Genomic DNA, 12853 nt, shown 5'->3' on the forward strand with positions numbered 1-12853 from the left:
GGCAAGCCGGGACCAAAAACCATGCGCTTGGGGCTCGAAGCCCTCCAGCGCATCAAATTTGGCGCCTCACTGCGAATGGCCGATGTGTGAATCCGATAGGCCGCGGCGGAGAGGTCGAGGAATGGCTGCGTGCTGAGCCAAATCCCCTTCTCCGCGATCAGCTTCGCGCTCGCCTCGTCCATGAGGTGACCGTGCTCGATGCATCTCACGCCGGCTGCGATCGAGCGCTGGATCGCGACCGGCGTGTAGGCGTGGGTGGCGACATAGGTGCCCCAATTGTCGGCGGCCTCGACGGCGGCGCGCAGCTCGGGCTCGGTGAAGGTGGAGACATCGAGCGGGCTGAAGGGCGACGCGACGCCGCCGCCCGCCGTGAGCTTGACCTGCGAAGCACCCTGCATGAGCTGCTCGCGCGCGCGCACGCGCACCTCGTCGGGACTGTCGGCGACCATGCTGCCGCCGATCCGCTCCATGCGGCTGAGCATGCCGCCGATGGTGCGCGGCAGATCGGAGAGCTGGCGGAAATCGCCATGACCGCTGGTGATGGTGATGATGGCGCCCGAGGGATAGATGCGGGGACCGGCGACAAGATCCTCGTCGATGGCCTGCTTGAGGCCGAAGCTCGGCCCGCCCATGTCGCGCACGGTGGTGAAGCCGCGCATCAGCGTCGCGGTCGCCTCGCTGGCCGCAAGCAGGTTGTTGTAGCCGATATCGCCTGCGAGCGCGGCCATCGGCGTCGGGCGCACCAGCATCGTGTGCCAATGCGCATCGATCAGCCCCGGCATCAGCACGCGGCCGCCGCCGTCGATCACCTGACCGGTGGCTGCGATGTCGGCAGTCGATATCTTCTCGATCTTCCTGTCCCTGACCAGAACATTGGACGCAACCGAGAGCGTCGCGTTCTTTCCGTCGAAAATCCTGACGTTACGGAACAGGACGGCAGCGTCCTGCTGGGCCGCCGCAGGCGACGCATTGCAGAGAAGCACTGCAAGCAGCATCGCGAGCCCGCCCCGCACTTTCAATCCCGGCATGATCTCCCGCTCCAGAACCCAACCGCGCGATGGTAGTTGATGCCTCGTGCCCCGTGGAGTCAATTTGCAACCCTAGAGAGATTCTGCAGTTCAGCCATCCAGCTGCGGCAAAGGTGCACCGCGAACTTTACTCGGGAAGATCAGGAAACTGAGTAAGCGCGGCTGTCTCACATACATCGAACTCAAATCAAATGCAGACGCTGCAAAAGTCCACGATCAACGCCAGATTGCAATTTGCGCATTCGAGAGTACGATCGTGCCGGCCTGCTCGACTGGGGAGAGAAGTAACAGGGGCCGCGAGCGCAGGCGCGAAATGACGAGGCGCAACATGGTCGCACAAACAACTGACGGACACGTCATGCTGGTCAAGAAACTCGGCGGACTCCTCGCAATCATCATCGGATGTCTGCTGACGGGAATCGGCGTGACCTTCGAATACGGCGGCACGACGTTCGCCGGCGTTCTCTTCCTGATCCTTGGCGCGATCCTGCTCGTGCTGAAGATCATGAAGCGCAACGAAGGGTCTTCGCTGCCGTAGCCAAACGATGCGGTTCGTTAGGGGCCCAGCACGTCCGCGAGCCGCAACTCGTCGGCAGCGGGATCTTTCAGAAACAGCTCGGCTTCGATCTCGTTCAGATGCGACAACATCTGCGCGCGGGCGGCCGCTCGGTCGCGTTTGCGGATCGCGGCGACGATGCCGGCGTGATGATCAGTGCCGCAGGCCGGCGTGTCGTGGCGGCGATAGAGCAGGATGATGAGCGAGGAGCGCGCGATCAGCTCCTTGAGGAAACCGAGATAGATGCTGTGACCACTCATCTCGGCGACGAGGCGATGAAAGTCGCCGGAGAGCCGGACCGAGGCGCGCGCGTCGCCGCGCGATTCCGCCTCGCGTTCCTCGGCAAGATGCCGCTGGAGACGATTGATCCAGGCCGGTGACACCGCGTCAACGGCGTGATCGACGATCGTCGGCTCGATCAGGCGGCGCGCCTCGAACACTTCGCGGGCATCCGCAGGCGTCGGGCGTGCGATGAAGGCGCCGCGGTTCTTCTCGATGTGGACGATGCCCTCATGCGCGAGCTGCTGGAGCGCGGTGCGAACCAGCGTGCGGCTTGATCCGTAGATCTCGCCGATCTCGTCCTCGCCGAGTTTCGTGCCCGGCAGCAGACGATGCTCGAGGATCGCCGCGGTCACGCCTTCCCGGATGCGGCTGACGCGATCGCTCGCACCTGGCGCGTCGGATTTCGGTCGGGACTTGGCGGCCATGGGGTGTGAGGACTCGATCGGCAACGTTCGGCCTCGAATGGTAGTCGACGAGCTGTATCCAATCACAGGCAAAACTTTATACAATCCGCGCCTGTTTTGTGTGCACGCAACTGCGAAGGCAGCAAGCCGGCCGGACGCACGAGATTCGATCTAACGATCTGACTCCGCTGCACTGTTTTGCAATTCGGCCAGCCAAGGACGATTCACGCGCGATTGGCACGGACCTTGCGGAGAGAGGCGAAGCATCGCCCTCTCCCCGGACACGCCATGGCCACTCCCGCCGCTCTCGAACTGGTCGCCGTCACCAAGCGTTACGACACGACGCTGGCGGTCGACACCGTCAATCTGAAGATCCCGGCAGGCACCTATTGCTGCCTGCTCGGCCCCTCCGGCTGCGGCAAGACTTCGACCTTGCGCATGATCGCGGGCCACGAGGCGGTCAGCGAAGGCGACATCATCCTTGGCCCGCAAAACGTCACCGACCTCGCGCCCGCCAAGCGCGGTACGGCGATGATGTTCCAGTCCTACGCGCTGTTTCCGCACCTGACCGTGCTCGACAATGTTGCGTTTGCCCTGAAAATGCGCGGCGTCGACCGCGCGATCAGGCACAAGCGCGCCGGCGAACTGCTCGAGCTGGTCGCAATGAGCCCCTATGCCGGCCGACTGCCGGCCCAGCTCTCCGGCGGCCAGCAGCAGCGCGTGGCGCTCGCCCGCGCGCTGATCACCGAGCCGCAGATCCTCTTGCTCGACGAGCCGCTCTCCGCGCTCGATCCGTTCCTGCGGGTCAGGATGCGCGGCGAGCTGAAGCGGCTGCAGCGCGAGCTCGGCATCAGTTTCATCCAGGTCACCCACGGCCAGGAAGAGGCGATGGCGCTTGCCGACCACATCGTGGTGATGAACCAGGGCAAGATCGAGCAGCAGGGCTCGGCCCGCGACATCTTCCATCACCCCAGCACCGAATTCGTGGCGCGCTTCATCGGCGGCCACAACGTCCTCAGCGACGCCGGCAAACTCATTGCCGTGCGCGCCGATCAACTCGGCATCACGCCGTTTGTTGAGGGTGCGTTCGGCGCACCGGCGCTGCTGACCCAGACCGAGTACCAGGGCTCATATGTCGCCGTCTCGCTTACGCTCGACGACGGCACTGCCTTGTTCGCCCACGTTCCCGAGACCGTGTTCGACGCCCGCCCTTTCCGTCCGGGCGATCGCGTTCTGGTCACCTGGGATCCCGCCAAGGCGCAGCGCCTGCAATAGCGTCCATCGATCGAAAAAATGCGCAACAGAGGAGTGACTGGTATGACCGAGACGACCAAAAAGACCGGCGTCAGCCGCCGCACGCTATTGAAGAGCACCGCTGGTCTCGCCGGCCTTGCCGCGGGCTCCGGCGCCATCACCGGCTTCCCCTACGTGATGTCGGCCGAGCCGAAGGTGCTGCGCTATCTCGGCACCGCCGTGAACGAGGGCGACGACATCTCCAAGCAGTGCCTGAAGGACACCGGCATCAAGATCGAATACATCACCGCGACCACCGACGACGTCACCAAGCGCGTGATGACCCAGCCGAACTCCTTCGACGTGCTGGACACCGAATATTTCTCGCTGAAGAAGATCGTGCCGTCGGGCAACATCCTTGCCCTCGATTCCAGGAAGATCAAGGAATTCGACAACATCACGCCCGTCTTCACCAAGGGCCAGACGCCCGGCGGCAAGAAGATCGGCGGCCAGGGCACCGCGCCCTGGAAGGTGCTGTATCTCGAAGGCAAGGACTCCAAGAAGTTCGCGACGTCGGCGACCGAATTCGTCACGCTGATTCCGACCGTCTACAACGCCGACACGCTCGGCGTCCGTCCCGACTTGATCAAGCGGCCGATCAGCTCGTGGGCCGAGCTGCTCAATCCCGAGTTCAAGGGCAAGGCCTCGATCCTCAACATCCCCTCGATCGGCATCATGGATGCCGCGATGGTCGTGGAAGCCTCCGGCAAGTACAAATATGCCGACAAGGGCAACATGACCAAGGAAGAGATCGATCTCACCATGAAGGTGATGATCGAAGCCAAGAAGGCCGGCCAGTTCCGCGCGTTCTGGAAGGACTTCAACGAGAGCGTCAACCTGATGGCGTCGGGCGAAACCGTGATCCAGTCGATGTGGTCGCCGGCGGTGACGAAGGTGCGCTCGATGGGGATCGCCTGCACCTTCCAACCGCTTAAGGAAGGCTATCGTTCCTGGGCTTCCGGCTTCTGCGTCTCCAAGGGCGTGTCGGGCGCCAAGCTCGAATGGGCCTACGAGTTCGTCAACTGGTTCCTGGCCGGCTATGCCGGCGCCTATCTCAACCGCCAGGGCTATTACTCCGCCGTGCTCTCCACCGCGAAAGCGCACATGGAGCCCTACGAGTGGGCCTACTGGATGGAAGGCAAGGCAGCCGAGAAGGACATCAAGGCGCCCGACGGCTCGCTGCTCGAAAAGGCCGGCGCCGTGCGCGACGGCGGCTCCTACGAGGACCGCATGGGCGGCGTCGCCTGCTGGAACGCGGTGATGGACGAGAACGACTACATGGTCCGCAAGTGGAACGAGTTCATCGCGGCGTAATCTGATGGACACATCGGAGGACATCCTGCAACAGGCATCCCCGGACCTTGTCCGGGGGTCGGGCACAGCGCGCGCCGCGAAAGCGGCGCGCCTGTCGCCATCCTTCGTCTCCTGGCTCCAGGCCGGGCCGATGATGTTGGTGTTTCTCGCCTTCTTCTTGATCCCGCTGGTCTTCGTCGTCATCGTCTCCTTCTGGGACTACAACGAATACCAGTTGCTGCCGGCCTTCTCCGGCCGCGGCTACACCGACACGTTCGAGGGCTGCATCGCGCAGCTCCCCGATCTCTGCACCATCGCCAAGACCTATTTGAAAACGCTGAAGCTGTGCTTCCTGGTCTGGGCGATCACGCTGTTCATCGGCTTCTGGGTCGCCTACTTCCTGGCCTTCCACGTCAAGTCCAGGACCTGGCAGATGGGATTGTCGCTGCTCTGCACGATCCCGTTCTGGACCTCCAACGTAATCCGCATGATCGCCTGGATCCCGCTGCTCGGGCGCAACGGCCTGGTCAATTCCGGTCTGGTCAAGACCGGTGCGATCAATCAGCCGCTCGAATGGCTGCTGTTCTCCGAATTCTCCGTGGTGCTGGCGCTGGTCCACCTCTTCACCTTCTTCATGGTGGTGCCGATCTTCAATTCGATGGTGCGCATCGACAAGTCGCTGATCGAGGCCGCCTATGACGCCGGCGCCGCCGGCTTCCAGACGCTCGTCAACGTCATCATCCCGCTGGCCAAACCCGGCATCGTAATCGGCTCGATCTTCGTCATCACCATCGTGATGGGCGACTTCATCACCATCGGCGTGATGGGCGGCCAGCAGATCGCGGCCGCCGGCAAGATCATCGAGACGCGGGTGAACGCGCTGCAATTCCCGGCAGCGGCCGCAAACGCCGTGATCCTGCTCGTCATCACCTTCCTGATCATCACCATGATGTCGCGCATCGTCGACATCAAGAAGGAACTATAGGCGATGAAGGAGGGACGCCCGCGCAGCTTCTACGTGCTCGCGATCTTCTTCGCGGCCTACACGCTGTTCCTCTACGGCCCGATGATCGCGATCTACGTCCTGTCGTTCCAGGGGCCGCAGGGCGGCCTCACCTTCCCGATGAACGGCGTCTCGACCTTCTGGATCGCAAAACTGTTCCAGGGAACCGGCATCGTCGATCTCGGCGCGGCCTTTCGCCGTTCGCTGCTGCTTGGCATCATCGTGATGATCGTTACCGTCGTGCTGTCGGTTGCTGCCGGCATGGCGTTCCGCAGGAAGTTCAAGGCGCAAAGCATCTTGTTCTATTCGGCGATCGCGAGCCTCATCGTTCCCTCGATCATCACCTCACTCGGCATCTCGCTTGAATTCCGCATCATCGACGATCTGATCAAGGCGCATTGGAACGAGAACTTCGAGACCTCGATGGGCCTGCTGACCTCGGGCCTCGGCGCACATCTGACCTGGACGTTGCCATTCGGCCTGCTCATCATGTTCGCGATCTTCAACCGCTTTGATCCCCGGCTCGAAGAAGCCGCACGCGACCTGGGTGCGACGCCGTGGCAGGCCTTCCGTCATGTCGTGCTGCCGATCATCCTGCCGTCGGTGATCGGCATCGGCCTGTTCGGATTCACGCTGTCCTGGGACGAACTGGCGCGCTCGAGTCAGGCGATCGGCGCGGTGAATACATTGCCGCTCGATCTCCAGGGCCTTACCACGACGGTGACGAACCCGGATATCTATGCGCTCGGCACCATCATCTCCGCGGTGTCGTTTGCGGTGATCACGCTTGCGCTCGGCACCATCCACATGCTCAACAAGCGGCAGGCGGCGAAGGGCTCGGACGCCGGCAAGGGACTTGTCTGATGCGGCTTCACGTCGTCAATCCCAACACTACGGCTTCGATGACGACGAAGATCGCCGCTGCCGCGCGCGCGATCGCCCTGCCCGACACATCGATCGATGCGCGCCAGCCGGCGATGGGCCCGGTCTCGATCGAGGGATTTTACGACGAGGCCTTTGCGGTGCCCGGCATGCTCGGCTGCATCCGCGACGCCGATCGCGACGGTGCGGACGCCCACATCATCGCCTGCTTCGACGACACCGGCCTCGACGCCGCGCGCGCGATCGCGACGGCACCGGTGATCGGCATTGGCGAAGCGGGCTTCCACATGGCGAGCCTGATCGCCGCGCGCTTCGCCGTGGTGACGACGCTCGGTGTCTCCATCGTGCCGATCGAGCATAATCTTAAGAGGTACGGTCTCATCGAGCGCTGTGCCCGCGTCCGCGCTGCCGAGGTGCCGGTGCTCGCGCTTGAGGAGCGCAATACTGATGCGCTCGCAAAAATCTCCGCGGAGATCACAGCCGCGATCCGCGACGACCGCGCGGAGGTCATAGTGCTCGGTTGCGCCGGCATGGCCGATCTCGCTGCAGAACTCGCCGCCACGCACGGCCTGCCCGTGATCGACGGCGTCGCCGCCGCAGTGACCTTGGCGGAATCACTGGTGCGCCTGGCGCTGAAGACCTCCCGGCTCGGGCCCTATGCGGCGCCGCGATCGAAGACCTATGCCGGGCCGTTTTCTCCGTTTCAGCCCTGATCCCTATCCTGAAGAGACCTTCGGAGGTCTCAAGGCCTGTGTTTGCTGGCTTTTTTTGCTCTTAGCCTCTTTTTGGTCCCATTCCTTGCCGAAACGTAACGTTTTCGGGACACCCCGGTGATCTCAGGGTTGCCGGTTTTCGCCACTCACCAAGTTTCAATTTGGGTTTGTCAGCGATGATCGATCTCGCAGAGGACGCACCGTCCAACCCCCTCCTTCGTCTCGGCGCCCAGCCCATCGCGCTGACCGCTGCCGCCCTCCTCCTGCTGATCGCCGGCGTGACCTCGATCGCGATCTGGCGCGCCTATACCGGCTCAGCTCCTGAGACCGACCGGGTGGTGGCGTCGCGGCAGCTTCAAGCCCGCACCGCACAGGCCTCCGAGCAGCTGTTCGAGAAGACCAAGGGACTGGAGGCGACCCAGCAGGAATCGATCGACCAGCTCCAGGTCGTGCAGGACCAGCTCCAGACGGTGAAGCGGTTGCTCGCATTCCAGCAGGCCGACACCAAGCGCCTGTCCGAGCAGGTCGCAACGCTGAACGAGTCGATCGACGGCCTGCGGCAGTCCTTTGCCAGCGTCCGGACGACCGAGGTGGAGACCCCCTCGGTTACCCGCAGGAAACCGGTGCGGCAGCGCGTCCACGCCAGCGCGCGCAAGCGCTCGCGCGGCTGAGCTGCTCGCGACGCAGCTTTAAATTTTTTGACTTGTGAACTGGATCACATTCGCCAATATGAATCTGAGCGATGCTAGCCGTTACCGGATGGCGTGAGCCGATTTCAATGTCCGGGGCTGGCAAGGTCGTTGACGGTATACTGCGTCGACGACCTTGTTTTTTGATGGGTACAGCGCCTATTCGCAGACATCCACACGGCGGATACGCCAGCCTGACGGCGTCATGACGCGCTTCCGCACGACGTAGCAGCCGCCATAGCCACCATCGTCGTAGCCGGTACCATAGTAATACGGATTGCCGTAATAGGGTTGGCCGTAGCCGTAATAGCCGCCGTAGTAGCCGGCTCCGGCGATACCCGCCCCGATCGCGATTCCCGGCCAGAAGCCGCCGCCACGCCAGCCGCCGCCATGACCCCAGCCACCGCCATGGCCCCAACCGCCGCCGTGGCCCCAGCCGCCGCCACCGTGACCGAAACCGCCGCGCGCCTGGGCCGCCTCTGGAGCCGACAGCCCGACTATCGCGACGGCCAGCGCCGCCATCATCATCTTGCGTAACATCACTCGATCCTCCGCGTGGACACGCTCCACGCCTCAAAGCAGGACCAAGCTAGCGTCCCTTGGGCATTCCGGACAGCTATACTGCCTCACTTCCGCGCGAGTATCAGCAGCCGCGGCAGATGCTCTTGAGCTTCTTGTCGAGCAGCCGGTTCTCGGTGTTGACGGTGGCATCAGCCTCACCTGCGCCTGTGCCGGTGCCGGTGGTGACGCCGGGCGAACCACCAGATGATTGCGCCGTACCCAGGCTGTTGGTGCCGGGTGGCGAGGCGGGAGAGTTTGAGACACCACCACTACCCGTGCCGGTCGATCCAGCGGAGCCGGTTGCGCCGCCGGTCGCTTGCGCGAACGATACGGCCGGCATCGCCGCAAGGACAAAGATCACGAGGACGGTCTTGAGGAGGACTGTGGACAATCTGGCCATCGGAAATTCTCCTTCGCCGGTCAACGGCCGCAGCCAAGGCCGGTTCCGGAACAAAGGCCGTTGCATCAACTTGAAAGCGGCAAGGCAGGCACGATCATGCCCAAACCAAACGCGTTCGACGCAGCAAAACCGACAGGCGAAATCACGATGACGGATCGCGATCCTCTTGCAGAGGGCGAACGTTCCGCGCGCGAGAACATCCCGGCAGCAGCCAATCCATACCGGGACGGCAGCAACGAGCATGCGTTGTGGGCCGCCGGGCACGAGAAGGTCGCCGGCGCGATCGAAGCGAGCGAGTCCGAGGGAAGCTGACGCGCGGGTGTTTCTACGGTACGAAACCAAATGCCGGCCGCGCACGGCCTGCGTGCATCTCAGCCGATCCGTTTCAGGCCCTTGGCGAACCGAGGACCGTTGGCGGCATAGAATCTGGCTGCGCTCCCCATCTTCTGAACCTGGGCGTCGTCGAGCGTGCGGATCACGCGCGCCGGCGAGCCGATGATCAGGGACCGTTCGGGGAACTCCTTGCCCTCGGTGATGACGGACCCGGCGCCGACGATGCTGTTGCGGCCGATCCTGGCGCCGTTCATCACGATCGAGCCCATGCCGACGAGCGCGCCCTCCTCGATGGTGCAGCCGTGCAGGATGACATTGTGGCCGATCGTGCAGTTGCTGCCGATGACGAGGGGAAAGCCGAGGTCGGTGTGGCAGGTCGAGCCGTCCTGTACGTTGGCACCCTCGCCGATCTCGATCCACTCATTGTCGCCGCGCAGCACGGCACCGAACCAGACGCTCGCACCCGGCTTCAGCCGCACGCGGCCGATCACGGTGGCGGTCTCCGCGATGTAGTAATTGCCGTCGGCGGGAAGGTCGGGCGCCTGCCCGTCGAGCTCGTAGATCGCCATGAGGGTCTCCTGTCACGCTACGACTGGCATAGCGAAACGGAGGCCTCGACGCAAAGGGCCGCCGCGCCGGCAGCTCTTAAAGCGCGCGCATCAGACCAGAACGCCGGCTGCGCGCAGCGTCATCAGGAAGAAGGTGCCGCTCATCATGCTCCAGAAGCCGGCGATGACGGTCGCCATCATCACGAACTCGACGCGGCGGCTTTCCACCTGCATGCCGCGCAGGGTGTTGCGCATGATGATGAAGGGCGCCGCGAACACCAGGAACGGAACCGCCGCGAAGGTCTTCGGCGCCACGCCGTCCTGCAGCAGGCCGAAGCCGGCAGGCCTCTGTGCGACCGCCTGGTATCCGCTCACGAGCGCGCCCGCGAGCGCAAAACCGATGAAGATGGAGAAGAAAGTGTTGAGAGCTTCAGGTGTCATCGGAAACGGTCCGCCTTACGCAACGCCGGAGCCTTCCTGTGACAAATAGGGCTGGTTAACGCTACATTATCCTTAAGGGAAGGTTAACGCCGCCGGCCATCCCGCGCAGGCCCCTCTCCCTTTCCCGCAGCCGGCGAACGCTCCGCGAAATCGCCGCCGCGTGGCATATTCGCGGCTGATTCGTCGGCCATCGGCCGACTTCGGACTCATTCGCGCGGCTCATGACGGTGTTTTCGGCAACCTCTCCTCAGTCCCCCCGAACGCGAACCCGGGCGCATGTCGTCCCGATCGTGCTCGGCGGCGCGGCCGCGGTGTGCGCGGTCGCGCTCGTCGCCTATTTGTTGTGGCCGACCTGGGGCAGTAGCGGCGCGAACGCCCCGGACAAGCTGCCGGTGAGCGTCGGCGGTACGCTGTTCAACCTGCCGATGACAGCGATCCGCATGAAGATCCAGCGCCACTCCGGGCTGCAGGAGCGGATCGATCTCGACTTCCTGTACCCTTCGCTGGAACCGCCGGGCGCGCCGAAGCACGTCACCGCCGATAGCGTGGATGCGGCAATGCAGCCGATCGACCGCATCTTCCTGTCGATCGCCGCGCATCGCGATGCGCTCTCGCCCGAGCAGCGTACCGCCACGATATATCCGCGCTATCTCGACCAGGCTGCGGCGATGCCCGCGGACGGGCTGACGATGCGGATGTTCCGCGCCGATACGCCTTACGGCAGCGAGGATTTCTATTCTGCTGCAAGTCCCGCGCTGACCGCGCGCTGTACGCGCGATGCAGCGACGCCCGGCATGTGCCTGTCCGAACGCCGCGTCGGCGGCGCCGACCTCACCTTCCGCTTTCCGCGGAGTTGGCTCTCGCAATGGCGCGATGCGGCGGAAGCGATGGACCGGCTCACCGCGCAGTTGCGCGGGCCGCGGCTCTAACACTCGTGGTGACGATTATTCCTGATCGACGAGATCGTCCTCGAGGATCGCCATCTGGAATTGGAACGAGCGATCGTCGTCCTCGTCGTCGACGAAGAGCACGCCGATGAATTCCTCGCCGATATAAACCTCGGCGGAATCATCCTTCTTCGGCCGCGGCACGACGCGGATCTTGGAATTGCCGAATACGCGCTTCAAGTACGCGTCGAGCTTCCTAACTTCCTTGACGTCCACGGTAAGTCTCCAATCGAAATCTGGGTTGGCGGGGTTTTAGGACGAGACGCGACCAACCGCCAGCATGAATTGCCAAAGAATTTGGGGACCAAAGGGCCGGAAAATCCGACCCTTCTGACAAGCTCAAAGTCCCGTCTCAGAGTCCCATCTCAGAGTCCCATGGCGTTGATCATCTGATCCATGGTGCGCGACGGCTCGGCGCAGCCGGCTTCGCCGACGACCTTGGCGGGCACGCCCGCGACCGTGACGTTGTGCGGCACGGGCTTGACCACGACCGAGCCGGCCGCGATGCGCGCGCAATGGCCGATCTCGATGTTGCCGAGGATTTTTGCGCCGGCGCCGATCAGGACGCCGTGACGGATTTTCGGATGGCGGTCCTCGTTCTCCTTGCCGGTGCCGCCGAGCGTGACGCCGTGCAGGATCGAGACGTCGTCCTCGATCACGGCAGTCTCACCGCAGACGAAGCCGGTGGCGTGGTCGAGGAAGATGCCGCGGCCGATGCGCGCGGCAGGATTGATGTCGGTCTGGAACACCGCAGACGCGCGGCTCTGGAGATAATAGGCAAAATCCTTGCGGCCCTTCAGCCAGAGCCAGTGCGCGAGGCGATGGGTCTGGATGGCGTGAAAGCCCTTGAAGTAGAGCAAGGGATCGATGAAGCGCGAGGTCGCGGGGTCGCGGTCGTAGACGGCGACGAGGTCGGCGCGGAAGGCGTTGCCGAGATCGGGATCGTCGCGCAGCGCCTCGTCATAGGTCTGGCGCACGAGATCGCCCGACAGCGCGGAGTGATCGAGCCGGTCGGCGACACGATGGATCACCGCATCTTCCAGGCGGCTGTGATGCAGCACCGTCGAATAGATGAAGGTCGCAAGCTCCGGCTCGCGGTGGACGATGTCCTCAGCTTCGCCGCGGATCCGATCCCAGATCGGATCAAGCGTTGCGAGCTTCCCTCCCGGATTGACCTGATGCACTGCCATGGGATCTGTTCTTTCGAATTGGCTAGTTTTGCTGGCTCTATAACACAGTCTAGGCGACAAAGTCCCGACGGGCTTGCCTGAGAGTGAACAGTGCGTTGTCCCGCGACAAGTATGCCAACGCGTTGAATCACAACTACTTATTCTGACGCCCCAAGCGGCAAGGTCGGCTCAAAATGGTCAGGGTTTCGCCAAATTCAAGCCGGGCGGCGTCAAACTATTGGTGAATTCCGCCTCAACGGTGATTGCGGGCATGGTCCGCGCGAGGACGGAGCGGATTTGACCACCACCAC

17 protein-coding genes are annotated in these 12853 nt (G+C 63.5%); 9 read left to right on the forward strand and 8 right to left on the reverse strand.

Annotated features, from left to right (window positions below; translation table 11 throughout):
- Window positions 1-1028 (reverse strand): amidohydrolase family protein (locus IVA74_RS00605; RefSeq protein WP_247338802.1); only part of this gene is annotated, 1028 nt, incomplete at its 3' end.
- Window positions 1029-1356: 328 nt separating this feature from the next.
- Here IVA74_RS00605 and IVA74_RS00610 point away from each other — a divergent pair.
- Complete coding sequence (locus IVA74_RS00610) at window positions 1357-1566, forward strand: hypothetical protein (RefSeq protein WP_247338804.1); 210 nt, start codon at window positions 1357-1359, stop codon at window positions 1564-1566.
- A gap of 17 nt (window positions 1567-1583) precedes the next feature.
- Here IVA74_RS00610 and IVA74_RS00615 read toward each other — a convergent pair whose 3' ends face one another.
- Window positions 1584-2291 carry a GntR family transcriptional regulator gene (locus tag IVA74_RS00615; protein ID WP_247338806.1) on the reverse strand — a complete coding sequence of 236 codons (708 nt, stop codon included), beginning with the start codon at window positions 2289-2291 and terminating at the stop codon, window positions 1584-1586.
- Window positions 2292-2558: 267 nt separating this feature from the next.
- Between IVA74_RS00615 and IVA74_RS00620 the strand changes: the two genes are divergently transcribed.
- The 6 genes from IVA74_RS00620 (at window position 2559) to IVA74_RS00645 (ending at window position 8125) form a co-directional block, all read left to right on the forward strand.
- Entirely contained in the window at window positions 2559-3545 is a 987-nt protein-coding gene (locus tag IVA74_RS00620) for an ABC transporter ATP-binding protein (RefSeq protein ID WP_247338807.1), read from the forward strand.
- A 42-nt stretch (window positions 3546-3587) separates the two neighbouring features.
- Window positions 3588-4877, forward strand: a complete 1290-nt coding sequence (locus IVA74_RS00625) for a PotD/PotF family extracellular solute-binding protein (RefSeq protein ID WP_247338808.1) — start codon at window positions 3588-3590, stop codon at window positions 4875-4877.
- A gap of 4 nt (window positions 4878-4881) precedes the next feature.
- Window positions 4882-5841 carry an ABC transporter permease gene (locus IVA74_RS00630; protein WP_247338810.1) on the forward strand — a complete coding sequence of 320 codons (960 nt, stop codon included), beginning with the start codon at window positions 4882-4884 and terminating at the stop codon, window positions 5839-5841.
- A gap of 3 nt (window positions 5842-5844) precedes the next feature.
- Window positions 5845-6723 carry an ABC transporter permease gene (locus IVA74_RS00635; protein WP_247338811.1) on the forward strand — a complete coding sequence of 293 codons (879 nt, stop codon included), beginning with the start codon at window positions 5845-5847 and terminating at the stop codon, window positions 6721-6723.
- Entirely contained in the window at window positions 6723-7454 is a 732-nt protein-coding gene (locus IVA74_RS00640; protein WP_247338813.1) for an aspartate/glutamate racemase family protein, read from the forward strand. The genes IVA74_RS00635 and IVA74_RS00640 overlap by 1 nt, the downstream gene beginning before the upstream one ends.
- A gap of 176 nt (window positions 7455-7630) precedes the next feature.
- A complete protein-coding gene (locus IVA74_RS00645; protein ID WP_247338815.1) occupies window positions 7631-8125 on the forward strand; it encodes a hypothetical protein in 495 nt (164 codons plus the stop codon).
- A 177-nt stretch (window positions 8126-8302) separates the two neighbouring features.
- Here IVA74_RS00645 and IVA74_RS00650 read toward each other — a convergent pair whose 3' ends face one another.
- Window positions 8303-8683: a hypothetical protein gene (locus tag IVA74_RS00650; RefSeq protein WP_247338817.1), complete on the reverse strand. Its 381-nt coding sequence runs from the start codon at window positions 8681-8683 to the stop codon at window positions 8303-8305.
- A 103-nt stretch (window positions 8684-8786) separates the two neighbouring features.
- The gene (locus tag IVA74_RS00655) at window positions 8787-9104 is read right to left on the reverse strand and encodes a hypothetical protein (RefSeq protein ID WP_247338819.1); all 318 of its coding nucleotides are present in this window, start codon (window positions 9102-9104) and stop codon (window positions 8787-8789) included.
- Window positions 9105-9200: 96 nt separating this feature from the next.
- Here IVA74_RS00655 and IVA74_RS00660 point away from each other — a divergent pair, with 96 nt between their 5' ends.
- Window positions 9201-9416 (forward strand): hypothetical protein, encoded by a 216-nt coding sequence (locus IVA74_RS00660; protein WP_247339183.1) that lies wholly within the window; start codon window positions 9201-9203, stop codon window positions 9414-9416.
- A 59-nt stretch (window positions 9417-9475) separates the two neighbouring features.
- Here IVA74_RS00660 and IVA74_RS00665 read toward each other — a convergent pair whose 3' ends face one another.
- Complete coding sequence (locus tag IVA74_RS00665; protein WP_247338821.1) at window positions 9476-10006, reverse strand: gamma carbonic anhydrase family protein; 531 nt, start codon at window positions 10004-10006, stop codon at window positions 9476-9478.
- 90 nt (window positions 10007-10096) lie between these two features.
- Window positions 10097-10426: a hypothetical protein gene (locus IVA74_RS00670; protein ID WP_247338823.1), complete on the reverse strand. Its 330-nt coding sequence runs from the start codon at window positions 10424-10426 to the stop codon at window positions 10097-10099.
- Window positions 10427-10647: 221 nt separating this feature from the next.
- Between IVA74_RS00670 and IVA74_RS00675 the strand changes: the two genes are divergently transcribed.
- Window positions 10648-11355, forward strand: coding sequence for a hypothetical protein (locus tag IVA74_RS00675; protein ID WP_247338825.1), 708 nt, complete (start codon window positions 10648-10650; stop codon window positions 11353-11355).
- Between the two features lie 15 nt (window positions 11356-11370).
- On the opposite strand, the gene IVA74_RS00680 is transcribed toward IVA74_RS00675, so the two are convergent.
- Entirely contained in the window at window positions 11371-11589 is a 219-nt protein-coding gene (locus IVA74_RS00680) for a DUF3126 family protein (protein WP_027567779.1), read from the reverse strand.
- Between the two features lie 149 nt (window positions 11590-11738).
- A complete protein-coding gene (cysE, locus tag IVA74_RS00685) occupies window positions 11739-12563 on the reverse strand; it encodes a serine O-acetyltransferase (protein WP_247338828.1) in 825 nt (274 codons plus the stop codon).
- Window positions 12564-12853: the final 290 nt, after the last annotated feature.

The organism is Bradyrhizobium sp. 132, from assembly GCF_023074185.1.
Lineage (GTDB): Bacteria > Pseudomonadota > Alphaproteobacteria > Rhizobiales > Xanthobacteraceae > Bradyrhizobium.

What these genes read in the sequence shown, in the direction of transcription:
- IVA74_RS00610 (WP_247338804.1), top strand. Translation starts at nt 1,357, where the DNA reads ATGGTCGCACAAACAACTGACGGACACGTCATGCTGGTCAAGAAACTC.
- IVA74_RS00615 (WP_247338806.1), bottom strand. Translation starts at nt 2,291, where the DNA reads ATGGCCGCCAAGTCCCGACCGAAATCCGACGCGCCAGGTGCGAGCGAT.
- IVA74_RS00620 (WP_247338807.1), top strand. Translation starts at nt 2,559, where the DNA reads ATGGCCACTCCCGCCGCTCTCGAACTGGTCGCCGTCACCAAGCGTTAC.
- IVA74_RS00625 (WP_247338808.1), top strand. Translation starts at nt 3,588, where the DNA reads ATGACCGAGACGACCAAAAAGACCGGCGTCAGCCGCCGCACGCTATTG.
- IVA74_RS00630 (WP_247338810.1), top strand. Translation starts at nt 4,882, where the DNA reads ATGGACACATCGGAGGACATCCTGCAACAGGCATCCCCGGACCTTGTC.
- IVA74_RS00635 (WP_247338811.1), top strand. Translation starts at nt 5,845, where the DNA reads ATGAAGGAGGGACGCCCGCGCAGCTTCTACGTGCTCGCGATCTTCTTC.
- IVA74_RS00640 (WP_247338813.1), top strand. Translation starts at nt 6,723, where the DNA reads ATGCGGCTTCACGTCGTCAATCCCAACACTACGGCTTCGATGACGACG.
- IVA74_RS00645 (WP_247338815.1), top strand. Translation starts at nt 7,631, where the DNA reads ATGATCGATCTCGCAGAGGACGCACCGTCCAACCCCCTCCTTCGTCTC.
- IVA74_RS00650 (WP_247338817.1), bottom strand. Translation starts at nt 8,683, where the DNA reads ATGTTACGCAAGATGATGATGGCGGCGCTGGCCGTCGCGATAGTCGGG.
- IVA74_RS00655 (WP_247338819.1), bottom strand. Translation starts at nt 9,104, where the DNA reads ATGGCCAGATTGTCCACAGTCCTCCTCAAGACCGTCCTCGTGATCTTT.
- IVA74_RS00660 (WP_247339183.1), top strand. Translation starts at nt 9,201, where the DNA reads ATGCCCAAACCAAACGCGTTCGACGCAGCAAAACCGACAGGCGAAATC.
- IVA74_RS00665 (WP_247338821.1), bottom strand. Translation starts at nt 10,006, where the DNA reads ATGGCGATCTACGAGCTCGACGGGCAGGCGCCCGACCTTCCCGCCGAC.
- IVA74_RS00670 (WP_247338823.1), bottom strand. Translation starts at nt 10,426, where the DNA reads ATGACACCTGAAGCTCTCAACACTTTCTTCTCCATCTTCATCGGTTTT.
- IVA74_RS00675 (WP_247338825.1), top strand. Translation starts at nt 10,648, where the DNA reads ATGACGGTGTTTTCGGCAACCTCTCCTCAGTCCCCCCGAACGCGAACC.
- cysE (WP_247338828.1), bottom strand. Translation starts at nt 12,563, where the DNA reads ATGGCAGTGCATCAGGTCAATCCGGGAGGGAAGCTCGCAACGCTTGAT.